Here is a 17,827-nt window from a genome sequence, read left to right as displayed (position 1 = left end):
TCATCAGTCCCATTTAATACTATCAAACCACTCTAACTCCGCTTTAGTCGGAGCTCGCTTATCACCTTGTTTATTAACAGCATCGTCAAATTTTACTGGTCTAGTGCGACCTGGAACATAAGGATTACTCTCTGTTTCCTTAACTCTAGTTCGCGTCATATCAAACTCGGTGCCATCCTTGAATACTATTTTTACACCAGGCTCCCCCGGTTGACCACCTAGACGGGTTTCATTTTTTGTTGTTCTTGTCGTAATGGTCCCAATCTCTTTCGGTGTAGTTGCTCCCTTTCCAGCTCCTAGACCAGGAATAATTCCGATGCCCATTTTTACAAAATCTGCAGCAACCCTAGTCAGGGCGCTACCGTTCAAAGAACTCACATCAGCCGCCATGGACCCTGCTGAGCTTAGATTCCCCTCCTGTATATGACCTACGTAGAAAGCTGCCCCCCCTTTACCTTCAGTTCTCAGCTGCTCAATCAGCGCAGTCAGTTTCTGATCGTCATCCACCAGACCATGTGCAATTGTTTGACAGATTTGGGGGGATCGCTTGCAAAGCTCTTCACGCTCCGCCTCTCGTTGGCTGTCGAGGGCGGCGTATCGATCTCTTACAGCTCGCTTCTCTTCCTCGGTCTCCTTGCTGTCCATTTCCGCCAGCATTTCTTTCACCTCGCGGTGATAGAGATAGTTGTAGGTCGTGGCATTCCCCGCAATGCTGGCTCCATGCTGAAGATCCCCATCCACCGCCGCAGCGGCCACAAGCCCCGTCAGCTGCGACATCATTACTTGCAACTGATCATTGCCATTCGCAAGACTTTTCAGCTGATTCATCATCGCTTCGTTGAGCCCTGCAGCCGCTGCGCCGGTGGCAAAATCGCCCCCCATCGCCTTCGATAGCAAGCCGCCCATCAACGCATGAGCAACGACTTTCTCAAGACTGCCTTCCGGGAACTTGATCGTAATGTCGCCAATCCAGTTAAACCCGGTCGCCATGGCCACATTGCCAGCTTCGCCCAACAGCGCCGCACCGAGGTTATCGCCAAAGTTGCCGCCACCAATCGCGGTTGAGATGCTGCTGGAAATCACCGCACGGCCAGCTACTCGTGTCGCAATGTCGGTGAAATTGGTGCTGGTAAGAATGTTCGCGGACTTTGCACCTTCCGCCGCCCCGGCAAACCAATTAGTGTCCGCGTAATCGAGCATGCCCGCAGTGAACCCAGCAATGGCGGCACTTTTCAGGCTGTCAGCGCTAAATGTTTCTTTGAACGCCGCGCCCAGATTGCCTTTGTTGCTGATGGTGCTGGTAACAGCGGTGGTCGCCAGGCTGGTGACAAAAACGCCCCCGGCGCCACCGCCCACCAGACCTAGCCCCGCCGGGCCCATGATGAAAGACATCAAGATGGCAATGGCGATCTTCGCCCCGGCCCCAAGCCCAGAGTTGTCGTACTTGAAGCTCTCGTGAATCTCCTTGACCTGCCTCCAGTCCACATCACCCCGTGCTTCGGCTTGCTTCAGCCATGCCAGTTGCGGATCGGCCTGGACCATCGCATCAATGGTCTGGCTGACGCTTTGCTGATTCACCTCTTTGAGGTCGATTCGCAGACCTTCGACGGCCTTGATCGTGATGTTGCCTTTGGCAATCATCTGGGTCTGGCGCAGTGTCTCGTCGGTATTGCCCTTGCCTTTCGATGAGGTCCAAAAGGCGTCTCCATCACTCTTGGTATGGCTCTCGTCATGCAGGTCTTTCACCCCTTCAAAAACAATCGCCCCACCACTGTCAAGCGTGATGTCCTTGCCACTCTCCAGCTTCGCCACCTGATACCGCTGATCCCCACCACTGACCAAGGTCAGGTTGCCCCCGGTGGTAATTTCACTGCCGATGTATTTCACATCGGTCACTTCATCGCGCTGGGTTTTCTTCGCGCCGAAGGAGCCCTTTTTCTTCATGTCATACAGCGAGTAGTCGCTGTCTTTCGCCGCAAGAATATCGAGGTTGTCACCCGCCACCAGGTACGCCTCATCGCCTGCGGTAATGCGGCTGGAGATAACCGCGAGATCCTTACCGGCATCCAACTTCACGTTGCCACCCGCCGTGACACCCGACATGACCTGGCTGACGTGGTCTTCCTGAACCGTGAGTTTTTTGCTCTTGGACAGGGAGTGCTCTTCATCCGCTGCCGAGCTGATGGTCAGGTTGTCGACCGCCGCCATAGCGATGTCGCGCTTGGCATCGATCTGGCTGGCGCTGACGTTGATATCACGCTTGGCATCGGCCGACAGATCACGTCCGGCGCTGATCTGGGCGCCCAATTGAGTGATGTCACTGCTGTTGTGGTTGCTGTCCTTGAACACACTGTTGGTGACCTGCGCCGAAGACACGTTGAGGTCTCGTCCTGCATTCAGGCTCATGTCACGACCGCTTTGCATGACACCACCGACAATGTTGATGTCTTGCCCCGCCTTCACGGTGAGGTCGTTGGCCGCCTCGATGCGTGCGGCGCTGTCGGCGAAGTCCGTGCGCTCGCTGCGATAACCGCTAGCGCTTTCATGAGTGGTGACGGTGCGCTCGTTGATCACGTCGCCCCGGGTGGCGGTCAGCGAGACATCACGGCCGGCGATGATGCCGCCGGCCTTGTTGGTCAGGTTGTTGGTGGCCAGCAGGTCGAGGCGATTGCCGGTCTCGATCAGGCCGCTGTTGACCAGGTCGTTGGAGGCCGTCGCCGACAGGTTGTTGGAAGCGCGCAAGGTGCCAGCATTATTCAGGTCTTTGCCGGCGATCAGGGTCACGTCGCGGCCCTGGATCAGGGCACCGTTGGCGGCCAGGCGATTGTTGGCGTTGGCCAGGTACAGCACCGGCACCAGCACTTGCTCGCCGTTCACTTCGGCATTTTCCATCCAGACAATGTCGTGGGTCAGGGCCGCGACTTGTTCGGAGGTCAGGCTGACGCCCAGCGACAGGTTGAGCTCCGTCTTACTGGCGATGGCGTTATTCATCAGGTACTTGAACAGGCCCTCGTCGGAGGTCTGGCCATCGATGAAGCGCTGGCCGGTGCGGGCAACCACGGCTTGCTGGATCAGGCGTTGTTCATAAAGACCATCGCCCAGACGCTTGGCACTTTGGTCGGGGTCGTAGCCCAGGTTCGACAACAGGTAATCCGAGCTCATGAATTGCTTGAGGTCGGTGAGTACCGGGTTGGTTTCGATCAGGTATTTGTGCGGTTGGGATTTGCCGGCATTGCTCGGCAAGCCTTGCACGCGGTTGAGGGTGACTGGCGCACTGGTGGACGCGGTGACAGTGGCGCCGGTGAGGCTCCAGCTTTGTGGGCCGGTGCCGTTCGGGTTGGTGCTGCCTTCCTGACTCAAACGGAACAGGCCGTTCTGTCCGGAGGGCAGGCTGAAGCCGGGCAGACTCACCGGGTTAACCTGCTGTTGCGCCAGGTCCGGTGGTAGTTGTTGGTTCAGGAAATCGGGGACAGACCACAAATAAATTGAAGGAGCAGTATCCCACCCTCGATAAACGTGGTCTGTCCCCGTTTATCCTTTCGTCAAGAAGCCCACTGAGTTTTCTCAGGAAAACTTCCACTTTTCCAAAGACGAATTAGCTTCATAGCAGCTCTTTTCGACCATTCCCCATTTACATCCAGGGGACACTCTTTCAATACATGAATAGTTTCATCATTTTTCCCCAATCGAATTATCCCAACCTCCAAATTCCGGCCAAACGTGTACTCAACATACTCTTCAGCTTCTACAACCTTATCCATTTCTATATAAAATGCCATTTTACCCTTCCCAGTTACCTAGTGGACCTGGGTACCGAATCTGTGTTTTATCATGAGAAGCACCATAGTCAGCCCTAAAAACACCTTCAAATCTAGATTCAAAATATTCATACTTAAACAGCTGGACGCTTTCTGCCTTGTAGGTTCCTTTTTTAAATCTCGACCATGCTTCAGCGATACCGGTATCTGGATCAAAACGACTTACACTTCCATCACGTTTCACATGATCCTTAAAGAAAAATTAAGGACAGACCACATTTACGGAAAACGGGGACAGACCACGATTAAATTGAAGGAGCATTATCCAGCCCTCGATAAATGTGGTCTGCCCCTGAGAAATCCCCGCTTTTTCCTACGAGAAATCAAGAAGTTGGGAATTGTAGAGACCTGCATAGGTCGGCAGCTTGTATTGCACCACACAAAAACAAGATCCCGAACCCATGCAGGCCATCCGATTCTTACACAGTGCGCTCGCCCAAGCACTTCCCACTGTCCATTCTCGTCGTCTGAAAACATTGATGTGTTGTGTCAGCGCATTACTCCAAGGACGTCGGCTCACTCTGACGGGGCTTGGTCGATTCATGTCAGGCAAGGCTTACCCCAAACACGCCATCAAACGAGTAGATCGGTTGCTGGGTAATCGGCATCTGCAAACCGAGCGCTCGCTGTTTTACTGGGTCATGTTGCGAGCCTTGCTGGGGTCGCTGAGACATCCGTTGATCCTGGTCGATTGGTCGCCGATCGATGCGGCTGGAGAGTTCTTTTTGTTGCGCGCTGCCATTCCTTTGGCAGGACGTTCGTTCCCCATTTACGAGAGTGTTCATGAACGCGAGGGTTGTCCGAAATATCAAAAACGGTTGTTGCAAACCTTGGCCGAAATGCTCCCCAAAGACTGCGTTCCGATCCTTGTCGCTGATGCGGGTTTTCGCCGGCCATGGATCAAAGCCGTCGAGGCGCAAGGTTGGTATTACGTGGGGCGAGTGCGTAACCGGGACCTTTACCGCAACGACGCACACACTTGGCTGCCGGTTAAAAACCTCTACGCCCTGGCGTCGTCCTCACCGAAATCACTGGGTCAGATCGAGATGACCCAAAGCGCTCCGCACTTCATCCATTTGTACTGCGTCAGGCATTCGGCAAAGGGTCGTAAACACCAGCGTGTCACCGGTTCAATCGCTAAAAACAAACTCAGCAGACAATCGGCTAATAGTGAACGAGAGCCTTGGTTATTGGCCAGCAACCTGCCGGAGGATCAATGGAATCCATCGAGAATCGTGGCCATTTACAAGCAGCGTATGCGGATAGAAGAAGGCGTCAGGGATGTAAAAAGCGAGCACTTTGGAGTTGGCGTGGCTCGCCATCGGAGTCACTGCCCGCGCCGAATCGAAGTGCTTTTACTGATCTCAGCTTTGGCTAACTACATCATTTGTTTAACGGGGTTGCAGGCCCGTGAAGCGGGTCATGAACATCGCTTTCAAAGCAATAGCCTGAAACGCCGACGGGTGTTGTCGCTGTGGCGGCTGGGTTTGGAATACTGGCGCAATGGACGCGGCCCAAGCTCTCGAAAAACCTTGGAGAGACTTGAGCGCGCGTTGCGAGCCGAGGTACATCAACAGGCGCAGGCGCTGGAGTAGATTTGTGGGGATCCCTCAGGGTCTGCCCCCGTTTTCGCCCCTTTCGTTTTCACAAGGTCTGTCCCCGTAAACACTCTCCACAAAAACCACCACCTACCCCCCATAAAGATGGGTAAATAAGTGATCAATTTCCTCATTAAAAATGACAGAGCTTTTGGAAAACTCCAAAGAATCGGATACCGCAATCAAGCCTCTGAGCTCAACGGGAATATCCTCCACCCTAGCAAATACAGTGGGCATCAAGTATCGAAAGTAGTCACCCATTACAGTCCCCCCATCATACCCAACAGGAAAATCCTCACCTGACACACTTCCTTCTACACCATGAAAAACGTAAAAACCTTTAATTGATGGCAGACTATACTCCGTCAACCTTCCACTAAATAATGATCTGTTGGCAACCCATTCTTCAACCTCTCGCCGAGATGAAGTATGCCTATAAGCATAGGCTGAATAAAAACCCAGTATCGTCTGCCCTTTTTTATTTTCCGAGCCCTCATCAAACTCAGCGGATTCCCCCCACATAAACTCATTAAAGCTATCGAGTTTTTCATCTACATCGGAAACTTCTAAAAGTATAGCTGGGAGCCCCCCAAAGCAGTTATTCACCATAACTGCAATAGCTCCGTTTTTATCCATTGCAAACCAAGTAATCAGTTCGCCAAACCCGGGCTTCCAGTACTTATTCAGTGTCATCATTTCTTCTCCGGCCAGACAACCTTGCAGTTCGGACAGGTATCAATAATCGCTTTCGGGGTGATTCCCCCTTCCTCTCTGACTGTCTTTGGACGCAAAGCATCCGTAAATTTTACACCTGCCGGATTTACTCCCAACCTTACCAGCTTGTCAACAGCTGCTACCTCAGCGCATGCGCCTGCCGCGTTTCGACACAAACTAGTGAGATCGCCAATTTTAACACCTAGTTGATTCTCTATATAATTAACTGTGCGCACATCCAGAGTTTCAGCAGTAATTTTCCCATTGCTGCTCCCCACAGCTATTTTTCCTGATACCGGGTCATAAGCACCGATCATTGTAGCGACTTTAGACGCTTGGGTATTACTAGGAAATGCATTGATGGCATCCAGCAACTCCTGAGTTGCACGTGCAGAGAATTGATCATTTACAGGGACATGCAGCACGGTTCTATCAAACAGCCCAACCGACTCACCAGACACAAGCGAGCTATTCCAATATGGGCTTGAAACCGGTGCAGTATTGACACCTGATGAATTCGGTGACCTTGTACTGGGGATTCTGACGCTGGCTACGCCCAGAGCCCCCACCACAATGTTTCCAGCAGCGTTCCAGAGATCACCATTAAACGCCTGATCCGCACCATAAGCCGCCTGGAGGACACCATTGGCCGCTGCCGCGATTCGTATACCAGCCCCCAATGAGCCGGTAAGGCCGTACAACGCCGGACTACCGAGGTTCGAAAGGCCCTGTTGCTCGTTGTTAATCTGCAAATAGCCTTGGGCGTCTTTATAGACCAGCTCGTTTTCACTTTTTGGCCTGATCCAAGCCAACTGCTCGCCCCAGCCTCCCAGCTGTGCTCGCAACGCGTCGGCGAAGGCGTTTTTTGCCTCGGTGGTCCCGGCATAGGGGTAAATGCCAACGGAATCAGGACCATTCTGGATCAAAGCATTCGCAAGGGTACGAGCTACATCCTCACCGTATTTGAGCGCCATATCGTATGTGTAAACCTGCACATACGCATTTAGCTCCGCAAGTTCCGCAGCCGAGAGCGAGCTTTTGTCCAGTCGATACTTCGCAAGAAGGTTGTCGCTTCGTTGATCAGCGCCCTCCAATTCCACCAATTGTCTGGCGGCCCCGATACCATTTGTTTCCTTGAACTCTTCACGTGCTCGATCACGTTTGGCTTCGGCGTGATCGCCCAAGAAGTTGTACTGCGTAGCATTCGCCGCCACCGCAGCACCAACCCCGACATCCCCACCCGAAGCTGCCGCACCTAGCACACCGACAATTTGCGATAGCGCGAGAATATTGGCCTGGGCCTGGTTGTACTCCGCAGAACCCGGAACAAGGTTTGAGGGTAAAAGTTTGTCGCCCAGCAATCCGACCAACACTTCGTTGGCGCCACCTGCCAGCGCTCCGGTGCGGAAATCACCGCCCATCGCTTCAGCCAGCAAGCCACCCAAACCCGCATGCAGCAGGATTTTTTCCAAACCGCCCTCTGGCAGGGGCAGATCGCCAATTTTCCCGGCGCCGACCGCGCCACCAATACTGGCGGCTACGCTGACAGCCGAACTGGCCAGATTGTCCTTGAAGCTTCCTCCGTAGACTGCCGTCTTGATCACCGCATCGGCGGTCACCTTGATCGCCACGGTGTTCAGGCTATTGGCATCGAAGCCAATCTTGCCTGGATCGTACTTGAGGCCCTGAGTGACGCCCGCCGTGGCAACGGCTACGACGTAACCTTTGATACTGTCTTTCGAGGTAACGTCCTTGATGACCTTGCCAAGATTGCCGCGGTTGTCGATGGTGCTGACGGTGGCCTTGGTCGCCACGCTCAAGGCGCCCGCCTGCATCATCGCGTTCATGCTGGCCATCATCGGCCCCATGACGGCAGCCAGTGCAATCGCAATGATCAGCTGCGAAGCCGGCCCTAGTCCCGAGTTGCTGTACTTGAACGACTCATGAATCTCCTTGACCTGCCTCCAGTCCACATCACCCCGTGCTTCGGCTTGCTTCAGCCATGCCAGTTGCGGATCGGCCTGGACCATCGCATCAATGGTCTGGCTGACGCTTTGCTGATTCACCTCTTTGAGGTCGATTCGCAGACCTTCGACGGCCTTGATCGTGATGTTGCCTTTGGCAATCATCTGGGTCTGGCGCAGTGTCTCGTCGGTATTGCCCTTGCCTTTCGATGAGGTCCAAAAGGCGTCTCCATCACTCTTGGTATGGCTCTCGTCATGCAGGTCTTTCACCCCTTCAAAAACAATCGCCCCACCACTGTCAAGCGTGATGTCCTTGCCACTCTCCAGCTTCGCCACCTGATACCGCTGATCCCCACCACTGACCAAGGTCAGGTTGCCCCCGGTGGTAATTTCACTGCCGATGTATTTCACATCGGTCACTTCATCGCGCTGGGTTTTCTTCGCGCCGAAGGAGCCCTTTTTCTTCATGTCATACAGCGAGTAGTCGCTGTCTTTCGCCGCAAGAATATCGAGGTTGTCACCCGCCACCAGGTACGCCTCATCGCCTGCGGTAATGCGGCTGGAGATAACCGCGAGATCCTTACCGGCATCCAACTTCACGTTGCCACCCGCCGTGACACCCGACATGACCTGGCTGACGTGGTCTTCCTGAACCGTGAGTTTTTTGCTCTTGGACAGGGAGTGCTCTTCATCCGCTGCCGAGCTGATGGTCAGGTTGTCGACCGCCGCCATAGCGATGTCGCGCTTGGCATCGATCTGGCTGGCGCTGACGTTGATATCACGCTTGGCATCGGCCGACAGATCACGTCCGGCGCTGATCTGGGCGCCCAATTGAGTGATGTCACTGCTGTTGTGGTTGCTGTCCTTGAACACACTGTTGGTGACCTGCGCCGAAGACACGTTGAGGTCTCGTCCTGCATTCAGGCTCATGTCACGACCGCTTTGCATGACACCACCGACAATGTTGATGTCTTGCCCCGCCTTCACGGTGAGGTCGTTGGCCGCCTCGATGCGTGCGGCGCTGTCGGCGAAGTCCGTGCGCTCGCTGCGATAACCGCTAGCGCTTTCATGAGTGGTGACGGTGCGCTCGTTGATCACGTCGCCCCGGGTGGCGGTCAGCGAGACATCACGGCCGGCGATGATGCCGCCGGCCTTGTTGGTCAGGTTGTTGGTGGCCAGCAGGTCGAGGCGATTGCCGGTCTCGATCAGGCCGCTGTTGACCAGGTCGTTGGAGGCCGTCGCCGACAGGTTGTTGGAAGCGCGCAAGGTGCCAGCATTATTCAGGTCTTTGCCGGCGATCAGGGTCACGTCGCGGCCCTGGATCAGGGCACCGTTGGCGGCCAGGCGATTGTTGGCGTTGGCCAGGTACAGCACCGGCACCAGCACTTGCTCGCCGTTCACTTCGGCATTTTCCATCCAGACAATGTCGTGGGTCAGGGCCGCGACTTGTTCGGAGGTCAGGCTGACGCCCAGCGACAGGTTGAGCTCCGTCTTACTGGCGATGGCGTTATTCATCAGGTACTTGAACAGGCCCTCGTCGGAGGTCTGGCCATCGATGAAGCGCTGGCCGGTGCGGGCAACCACGGCTTGCTGGATCAGGCGTTGTTCATAAAGACCATCGCCCAGACGCTTGGCACTTTGGTCGGGGTCGTAGCCCAGGTTCGACAACAGGTAATCCGAGCTCATGAATTGCTTGAGGTCGGTGAGTACCGGGTTGGTTTCGATCAGGTATTTGTGCGGTTGGGATTTGCCGGCATTGCTCGGCAAGCCTTGCACGCGGTTGAGGGTGACTGGCGCACTGGTGGACGCGGTGACAGTGGCGCCGGTGAGGCTCCAGCTTTGTGGGCCGGTGCCGTTCGGGTTGGTGCTGCCTTCCTGACTCAAACGGAACAGGCCGTTCTGTCCGGAGGGCAGGCTGAAGCCGGGCAGACTCACCGGGTTAACCTGCTGTTGCGCCAGGTCCGGTGGTAGTTGTTGGTTCAGGGTGATGCGCGTGGAGAACTGGCTGCCCGAAGCACTGGTGCCCGTGCGGGGGCCACTGCCCACGTAGGTGTAGCCAGGGCGAACGACGCTGTTGTCGATGTTGTTCTGAGCGTTGATATTGACCGCACCGGCGGCCTGGATAATGGCGGCATAGCTCTGATCGCCGGTGGCCAACTGGGTGACCTGGCGAAACTCGGGCATCTCGACTTCGGTGGCGCCGATGAAGTGGGCCATTGCCGCTTCCAGGCCGGTGAGGTGGTTGGCGTCATAACCGCTGCTGGCAAACCAGTACTGATCGGTGAAGGCGCTGGCGGCATCAACCAAGCCGCCGGCGTCGTCGGTCCGTTCGCTGCGGTACACCCTCACCGTTTCGGTATCGTTGGTCTCTACGCCGGTGTTGGTCAGGTTGTTCAGCGTAGCGGTGAGGTTGCCGCTGGTGGCGATGGTGCTGCTCTGGTTAAACAGCTCGCCGCCGTTGATGTTCAGATTACCGCCAGCGGTGATGCTGGACGCCGCACTGGCGGCGGTCACTTCCAGTTTTTCACGCTGGGTGATTTCCCAGGTATGAGTTACCACGGGACCGCCGCAGTCATTGTGGTAATGCGGCCGGTTGCACGCACCCTCATCAATCCTGGCGGTGTAGATACCGCCATTACTGATGGTCAACAGCGCACGGATGTTTTGTATCGTGCTTGCCGCCAGGCTCATGCTGCCGTCGCTTTGAATCGACGCAGAACTGTTGACGATGCTGTCGGCCTGGGCGCCTTGTCCGTTACGGTCAATCGTGAGGTTGCCCAGGCTGTAGATGTTGGCGTAGCTGTTGTTCAGCGCATTGACCCGCAGGCCCATGTTGCCGCCGCTGAAGATCAGCCCGCGATCATTGACCAGCGAGCCGGTGGTGGCGGTCAGTTGTTGAGCGCTGGCCAGCGTCCCGAAGTTGTTGATCCCGCCGGCGTTCACGGTCAGGTTGGCAGCCGACGTCAAGCGCCCGGCATTGTTCAGTTGGCCACCCACCGACACGGTGGTGTCCCCTCCACCGGCAATGCTGGCGGCCGCGTTGAGGTTCAGTTGTGCGGCGCTCAGGCCGAGCGTTCCCCGGCTGCTGAGCCGACCGCTTCCCGAATAAGTACCGCCAAGGTCGATCTTCAAGTTGCCGTCACTGGCGATCAGGCCATCGTTGTTCCAGTTGCCGCCGCTGCCAGTCAGTTGGCTGACAGCCAAGAGCTGACCATTGGCAGTCTGGTTGAGGCTGTTGATATTGACGGTCAGGCGATCAGCCTGGATCACGCTGCTGTTGGTCCAGCCGTCAGCGGTCAGGGTCAGGCCACCGCGGGTGACGAAGCTGCCGCCGGCACCACCCAGTTGTCCGGTGGCAATGTCGAAGAGGCCAGTGCCGACGTGCAGCACGTTGCCGCCGACGTTCAGCAAACCACCGGCGCCGAGGCTCAGGTCGTTGTTGGCGGATTCCACGGTGCCGTTGCGGTTGTCGAACACGCCACCGATGGTGAAGGCGGTTTTGCCAGTGCTGCCCAATGCGCGCAGTTGGCCGGTCTGGTTGTCGAGGCTGGCGGCGGTGATGGTCAGTGTGCTTTCGCTTTCGATGATGCCCAAGCGGTTGTTCAATGCGCCGCGCAGGCTCAGGTCGATCTGTTGCCCGCCGATCTGCCCGTCGTTGTCGCCGCTGTTGTCGAAGTCTTTACCGGTGACGCTGACCCGGCCCTTGGCGTAGAGGCCGCCATTGCGGTTGTCGAAGTTGCCGTTGGTGCCGGTGTCGACGATGGCATCACCGGTTTGCGCGGTGATCCGCCCGCCATAGTTGTCGAGGCCGGCCAGTGCCTTGAGGTCCAGGCTCTGGGCCTGAATGATCCCGCCCTGACGGTTATTGTTCAGGTCATAGCCATTGCGCAGTACACCAGTGATATGGCTGCTGAAGGCGCCTTGCAGGCTGGAGAGCACACCGCCACGGCTGTCGAGGCTGGTGGCGGTGATGTCGAGGTTGCCGTCCTTGGTGACGATGCGCCCGCTCTGGTTATCGATGGCGCCGCTGGTTTCCACCGTCAGCCCGCCCTGGCTTTGCAGGGTGCCCTTGGCGTTATCGAGGCTGGCAGCGTTGAGCGTCAGGCCTGCGGCGCTGCTGAAGATCTGACCGTTGGCGCTGTTCTGTACGACGCCACTGGCCGTGATCGTCAACAACTCACTGGCCGCGACAGTGCCGCCATTGCGGTTATCGAGGCCACCGGTCAACAGGCTCAGCAAACCCTGGCTTGCAAGCTGGCCACCCTGGTTGTCGATCTGCCGCGCGCGCTGAATCCCCAACGGGCCGTTACTCGCCAGTTTGCCGTTGGTATTGGTCAGGGTGCCGAGCAAATCGAGGGTGATCGCGCCCTTGCCGGCCAAGGTACCGGCGCTGTTGTTCAGATCGGTGCCGGTGAAGCTGATGTCCTGCTGGGCATTGATGGTTGCATTGGCGTTGCTGAGGGTTTTGGCCTGAATATCCAGTGCGGCGCCGCTGTCGATCAAACCGCCCTGGGCGTTATTCAGTGTTCCGGCAATGACGAAGGTTTGCGCACCGGCGCTGGAAAGAATGCCGTTGTCGCTGTTGTCGAGGCTGGCCGCCGTGACCTTCAACGTGCCGTTACTGACCAGAGCACCGGCGTTGCTGTTACGCACAGCGCCGGTGAGGTCCACCAGCACGTCACCGTCTCGGCTCGACAAGGTGCCCTGATTGCGGTTGTCGAGGCTGCCGCCCAGAAGGCTCAAACTCTGCCAGCCGGAAATCAGTCCATTGAGGTTCGTGGTGACATCGGCGGTGAGGTCCAGTTGCTGACGACTGATGAGTTTGCCGTCGCTGTTGTCCAGGTTGCGGCCCGTCAGGGTGTAGCTTTGGCTACTGGAGAGTTCACCGCCACGGTTGTTCAAGTCCCGCAGGTTGCGGATGCTCAGTTGCCCGGTGGTGGTGATCAGGCCGTTGGCGTTGTTCAGGTCGCCCATGGCGCCGCTGAAGTTGATGGCAATGGCGCTGCCGAGCAACGAGCCGCCGTTCTGGTTGTTCAAACTCGCCGCGTTGACGTTCAGGTTTTGGGTGGCGTTGATCAGTCCTTGGTCCTGATTGTCGAGCTGGCCGTTAACCTTAAGCTCGAGGCCGGCGCGACTGGTCAGGGTGCCACCGTTGTTGTTCAGGCTACCGGCCTGCACATCGACGCTTGCCGCCGCGATCAAGCCTTTGACGCTGGTCAGCGCCTGCTGCACGCGCAGGGTCACGGCCTGATTGCCGAGCAGTTTGCCGTTGCTGTTGTCGAGGCTGTCGGCCGCCAGCGTAAACGCCTGGGCACTGGAAATTTCGCCGTTGCGGTTGTTCACCTGCGCGAGGTTTTTCAGCACCAGCACCGGGGCATTGATCAAACCGTTCTGGTTATTCAGCTCGCCGTGATTCAGGTCCAGGGTCAGCGACGTGCCACTGGTGAGTTGCCCGCCATCGTGTTGGTCGAGGCTGCTGACACTGACCGTCAGGGCCTTGTTGCTGGCGATCCGGCCCTTGCTGCTGTTATCGACCGACTCGGCGTTGAGGCTCAGGGCGTCGAGGCTGGTCAGTTTGCCGCCCTGATTGTTCACCGCCCCCGTGGCGGTGATGCTCAAGGCCTGACCGGCGTTCACCAGCCCCGCCACGTTATCCAGTGTGGCCATGCGCAGCGTCGCAGTGGCCAGACTCGAGAGCTCGCCAGTGCGGTTGTTCAGGTGACCGAGGGTGGCGTCGAGATGACCGGTACTGGTGATCAGACCGTTGCCGTTGAGCACCTGATTGGCCGTGAGATTGAGGTTGCTACTGCTCAACACTCGACCGTTGTTCTGGTTGTCCAGAGTTGCGGCGGTGATGTTGGCGGTTTGCCCGGCGCTTAACGTCCCGCCCTGGTTATTCAACGTCTGCGCGGTATTGACCGTCAGGTTGCGGCTGGCGATAACGCTTTTGCCAGTGTTGGTAAGGTTCTGCGCGCTCAGGCTCACATCGCCATTGGCATTACGGCTGGTATCAGCATTGACCCCGGCTTCGATGATGCCGTTGTTGGTCAGCACACCGCCGGCCGTCAGCGCGATGCTGTCTCGTGCGGCGAGGGTTTGCTGGTTGGTCAGGTTGCCTTGGGTTTGCACGTTGACGGCGGTGCCGCCGTAGACCGGGCCGCGAGCGTCGAGGCTCGCGGCTTTGACGTTCACGGCGCCTGTGGCAGAAGTCTGCGCAAGGCTCAGATGGCCGTTGGCATCGAGCTGGATATCGCCACCGCTGGCGGCCAGGTTGCCATCGAGTTTCACCCCGACCCCGGCTTCGGTGCCGACCAGTTTGATCGCCCCCGCGTACATGCCGCCCAACGCGGAAGAGTCGATCGCCAGTTGTGGTTTGGCGCTGCCGTCATCGGCACGGGCTGTAGCGTTGAGGCTGTCGGCGTTGACGTCGTTGCGACCGGCAATGATGGTCAGGTTCTTGGCCTGGATCTCGGCATTGATCTTCGCGCTGCGGGTGATGATTTCGAAGCGGTCGACGTTGTTGGCGTTCAGCCCGGCGCCGTCGATAGTGACGCTGCCCTGATCGACCTGGAAGCGATCGAGACGTCCGTTATCCAGCACCGGTTTGCCGGTGGTCAGGGTCACGCGCGGGGTGTTGATAAAGCCGCAGCCGTTGCAGCTGATGCCGTAGGGGTTGGCCACAATGACCCGCGCCGACTGCCCCGCCACTTCGGTGTAACCGCGCAACTGACTGGGACTGCCGCCGACCACTTCGTTGAGGATGGTTTGCGCGGTGACCCCGTTGGTCAGGTTCGGGTTGCCGACAATGATCCCGCCCAGTTGCGTCGCACCGGTCTGGTTGGCGACGTTGTTGAGGATCACCCCCTGGGTGCCGACGTTGTAATCGTGAAACTGGTTATGCGACAGGCCCGTGCCGTTGGGGGTGGCGATCTGGATGATCGGCACGCCATTGCCCGCCTGCCCGAGACTGGTGCCGGTCGTGGCCACCACGATTCCGTCGGCCTGGGCCCACATCGGCTGCCAGAACATGACGTTGGCCAACAGGAACGCCAGCCCGCGCTTGGGCATGCCCCAGAAGTGCTCACGGTTTTTTAAGGCAGCAGCGGGCTGGCCGGCCAGAAAGGCCAGTTGGCGAACATCCATGATCGAGTCTCGTTAAAGCAGAATTTAGAGGAAGAAATCCACGCGGAAGTAGATCGGCGCTTCGCGCTCGGTCAGCACGTCAGGGCGTTCCAGGGAATGGGCAAAGGTCACGCTGGCCGCCACATGCTGACCTCGGGCGAACAGCTCCCACGAGTCGCTGGACATGCGCCCGTGCTGATCGCCGTTATAGCGGTCACCACGGATCACGCCCTGGTCGTAACCCAGGCTGGTGCCGTATTCGGCGAACACCGGGTGCAGCCATTCCAAAGTGATCGGGCGGCTCCAGCGCAGGTCGTTGCGCCAGTAGCCACCACTGTCGCCGGACAAGGACTGGTCCTTGTAACCGCGGATCGACGACTGCCCGCCCAGGCTCATGCGCTGCGGGCTGAACAGCACGTCTTCGCTGCGCTGGCCGGTCATCAGGCTGCTGAAACTGAAGGACTCGCCCCACAGCTTGAACGGCTGCAGATAACTCGCGGTGGCGGTGTATTTGCGGTAACGGGCGTTCGGCTCGCCGGGGCCCGGATCGCCGTTACCCTGGGCGTCGAACGCGCCGATGCCTTGTTGCATGCCCAGGTCGAGGTTGACGAACGCACTGCCGACCCGCCGGCCGTGATTGATGCCGAACTGTGCTTCGCTGATGCGGTTGCTGCTCAGCCTGAGCTTGCTGTCTTCGATGAAGTTGTTGGTGCGCAGGTACGAGAGGCCGGTGCTGAGAGACGTCTTGCTCAGGGCGTCGCGATGGATCACCCGCTCGGCGCGCAACTGATGGTTTTCGCTGTCGCCGGTTTGCTTGAAATTGAAACCGTTGGCCTGGGCTTGCGAGCGATATTCGCTCTGGCTGTAGGTGTAACTGAAGTTCCACCAGCCCCACGGCAGGCTGTAATTGAGCATCGCGTTGTTGGAGGTGTGCTGGTGATCGCTCATCGCATCGTGACCGCCGCGCAGCATCAACTGATCGGCCAGGCCCAGCGGGCTGTCCCAATCGAACGTCGTGCCCCACTGTTGCTCGCCGGTGCTGCGCTGGCCGTCGTTACTGCGCGACAACCCGGCGCGCCACGGCTTCTGCGGCGTGTTCTTGACCAGCACTTCACTGCCACCGACGTTCTTGCCCGGGGACAATTCCATCTGCGCCTGATTCGACGGCAAGCGGTTGAGCTGATCCACCATCTGCTCGATTTCCCGCAGATTGACCAGCTCCCCGCTCTTGCCAGGAAAAGCCATCCCCAGTTCGCGGTCCGACAGCTGGCTGCCCTCCGCGCCCTTCAACCCTTCGAGCCGGCCCTCGACCACCAGCACCTTCAGATGCCCGGCGGACAAATCCTGCGGCGGCAAGTAGGCACGGCTGGTGACCAGGCCTTTCTCGATGTACAGATCGGTGATGACTTTCAGCAGTTCGTTGAGCTGCGTAACGCCCAGGCACTGACCTATGTAAGGCTTGAGCAGGCGATTTTTCTCGCTGTCCGAAAGACTGTCGGCGCCTTTGAGTTCGATGTCCTGGATGGGGAAACACCGGGCGTCGGCCGGGGCCGTCGGAGGCGCGGGTTTGGCTGCCTTGCCGGGTAATTCCTTGAGCTCCTCGAGACGCCGACGCTGCTCGTCGAGCAAGCGATCCTGACGTTCGCGGATCAGATCGGTTTCACCGGGGGTGGGTGCAGCGTGAGCAAGAGTTAGCGGAGAAAGGCACAGCAAAGCCAGGCACAACCTCGCCACGAGGGCGGGTGGGTACATGTTCGATCCCTCGAATGGAGAGTAATGGCACAATAGTGGCGCGATATTAGATGGCCATTATTCTGACGTCAATGAATGGATCCATTCGAGAAGGTTAAGGGATGAGTTGTAATGGCTAAATCGGGCGCTTCCGACGAGAGCGCAGGACATTTCCTGATGTGGTGTAGAAAAATGGCTCACAACACCAAGGCGTTGTAATCCGCAGCCGGTGCTGCGGCACTTGAGCGGGGGGCGTATTTAAAGGGCGTACTCACGCGACTGCCGACGCAGCGGGTGAGTGAGATTACCGAGTTGCTGCCGCGTAGATGGGCGCCCGTTTAACCACGCAAGGTCTGTTGGGCGGGCGCTTACTGTCCAGGGCCTGGCCAGAAGGTTTTAGACAATGCGTAAGGGGGCTTGAAACTGGAAGCAGGCTGCAGCTTCCGTTTTCCAGAGGCTGACCGTTCAGTTGGAAGAGTTGTTCAGCTGCTGAAGCTCAAGTTGCTTGGCAGCACTGGCTTCGAGCTTTGCACGCTCTTCATCCAGATACCGATAAACGCTTTGGAAGTTGGCGATTTTCTGTTTGATTTCTGCCATCTTCTTTTCAATTAGCTTAGCGCCGTCAGCACAATCGATCAGCTTGTTCCGCTGCGCATCCAGAATCTCGCCTATTTCCCCCAGGGAAAACCCCATGCTTTGCGCGCGCTGGATAAAGTGCAGATCCTGAAGAGTTTGCGCTGTGTAAACGCGATAGTTGTTAGTTCGCCGCAGCGGTGAGATCAGGCCGATTTGCTCGTAGTAACGCAGCGTATGGCGGCTGGCGCCGCTGCGGGCCTCGAGTTCGCCGATTTTCATGAAAACACCGCTTGACTATAGAGTT

The 17,827-nt window shown here is 57.6% G+C and carries 6 protein-coding genes and 1 pseudogene; 1 reads left to right on the top strand and 6 read right to left on the bottom strand.

Annotation, left to right across the window (positions count from 1 at the left end):
• Nucleotides 1–3: 3 nt before the first annotated feature.
• Nucleotides 4–3,459: pseudogene (locus J3D54_RS20435) on the bottom strand (DUF637 domain-containing protein); the annotation flags it as partial.
• An 83-nt stretch (nucleotides 3,460–3,542) separates the two neighbouring features.
• Complete coding sequence (locus tag J3D54_RS20430) at nucleotides 3,543–3,779, bottom strand: hypothetical protein (protein ID WP_253422132.1); 237 nt, start codon at nucleotides 3,777–3,779, stop codon at nucleotides 3,543–3,545.
• 440 nt (nucleotides 3,780–4,219) lie between these two features.
• Between J3D54_RS20430 and J3D54_RS20425 the strand changes: the two genes are divergently transcribed.
• Complete coding sequence (locus J3D54_RS20425; protein ID WP_253422129.1) at nucleotides 4,220–5,413, top strand: IS4 family transposase; 1,194 nt, start codon at nucleotides 4,220–4,222, stop codon at nucleotides 5,411–5,413.
• A 93-nt stretch (nucleotides 5,414–5,506) separates the two neighbouring features.
• Here the strand turns inward: J3D54_RS20425 and J3D54_RS20420 are convergent, their stop codons facing one another.
• The 4 genes from J3D54_RS20420 to J3D54_RS20400 all read right to left on the bottom strand — a co-directional run bounded on the left by J3D54_RS20420 (nucleotide 5,507) and on the right by J3D54_RS20400 (nucleotide 17,802).
• Complete coding sequence (locus tag J3D54_RS20420; RefSeq protein ID WP_253422127.1) at nucleotides 5,507–6,112, bottom strand: hypothetical protein; 606 nt, start codon at nucleotides 6,110–6,112, stop codon at nucleotides 5,507–5,509.
• Nucleotides 6,109–15,237 (bottom strand): filamentous hemagglutinin N-terminal domain-containing protein, encoded by a 9,129-nt coding sequence (locus tag J3D54_RS20415; protein WP_253422125.1) that lies wholly within the window; start codon nucleotides 15,235–15,237, stop codon nucleotides 6,109–6,111. Before J3D54_RS20415 ends, J3D54_RS20420 begins: the two co-directional genes overlap by 4 nt.
• Nucleotides 15,238–15,261: 24 nt before the next feature.
• Complete coding sequence (locus tag J3D54_RS20410; RefSeq protein ID WP_253422124.1) at nucleotides 15,262–16,968, bottom strand: ShlB/FhaC/HecB family hemolysin secretion/activation protein; 1,707 nt, start codon at nucleotides 16,966–16,968, stop codon at nucleotides 15,262–15,264.
• Nucleotides 16,969–17,412: 444 nt separating this feature from the next.
• Nucleotides 17,413–17,802 (bottom strand): MerR family transcriptional regulator, encoded by a 390-nt coding sequence (locus J3D54_RS20400; protein ID WP_253422123.1) that lies wholly within the window; start codon nucleotides 17,800–17,802, stop codon nucleotides 17,413–17,415.
• Between the last annotated feature and the right edge of the window lie 25 nt (nucleotides 17,803–17,827).

The sequence above is a fragment of the Pseudomonas sp. GGS8 genome, from assembly GCF_024168645.1.
In the GTDB taxonomy this organism is placed as follows: Bacteria; Pseudomonadota; Gammaproteobacteria; order Pseudomonadales; family Pseudomonadaceae; genus Aquipseudomonas.
The sequence above is the reverse complement of the archived record's forward strand: the minus strand, read 5'-3'. Positions and strand labels throughout refer to the sequence as shown.

What these genes read in the sequence shown, in the direction of transcription:
- J3D54_RS20430 (WP_253422132.1), bottom strand. Translation starts at nt 3,779, where the DNA reads ATGGCATTTTATATAGAAATGGATAAGGTTGTAGAAGCTGAAGAGTAT.
- J3D54_RS20410 (WP_253422124.1), bottom strand. Translation starts at nt 16,968, where the DNA reads ATGTACCCACCCGCCCTCGTGGCGAGGTTGTGCCTGGCTTTGCTGTGC.
- J3D54_RS20400 (WP_253422123.1), bottom strand. Translation starts at nt 17,802, where the DNA reads ATGAAAATCGGCGAACTCGAGGCCCGCAGCGGCGCCAGCCGCCATACG.
- J3D54_RS20415 (WP_253422125.1), bottom strand. Translation starts at nt 15,237, where the DNA reads ATGGATGTTCGCCAACTGGCCTTTCTGGCCGGCCAGCCCGCTGCTGCC.
- J3D54_RS20425 (WP_253422129.1), top strand. Translation starts at nt 4,220, where the DNA reads ATGCAGGCCATCCGATTCTTACACAGTGCGCTCGCCCAAGCACTTCCC.
- J3D54_RS20420 (WP_253422127.1), bottom strand. Translation starts at nt 6,112, where the DNA reads ATGATGACACTGAATAAGTACTGGAAGCCCGGGTTTGGCGAACTGATT.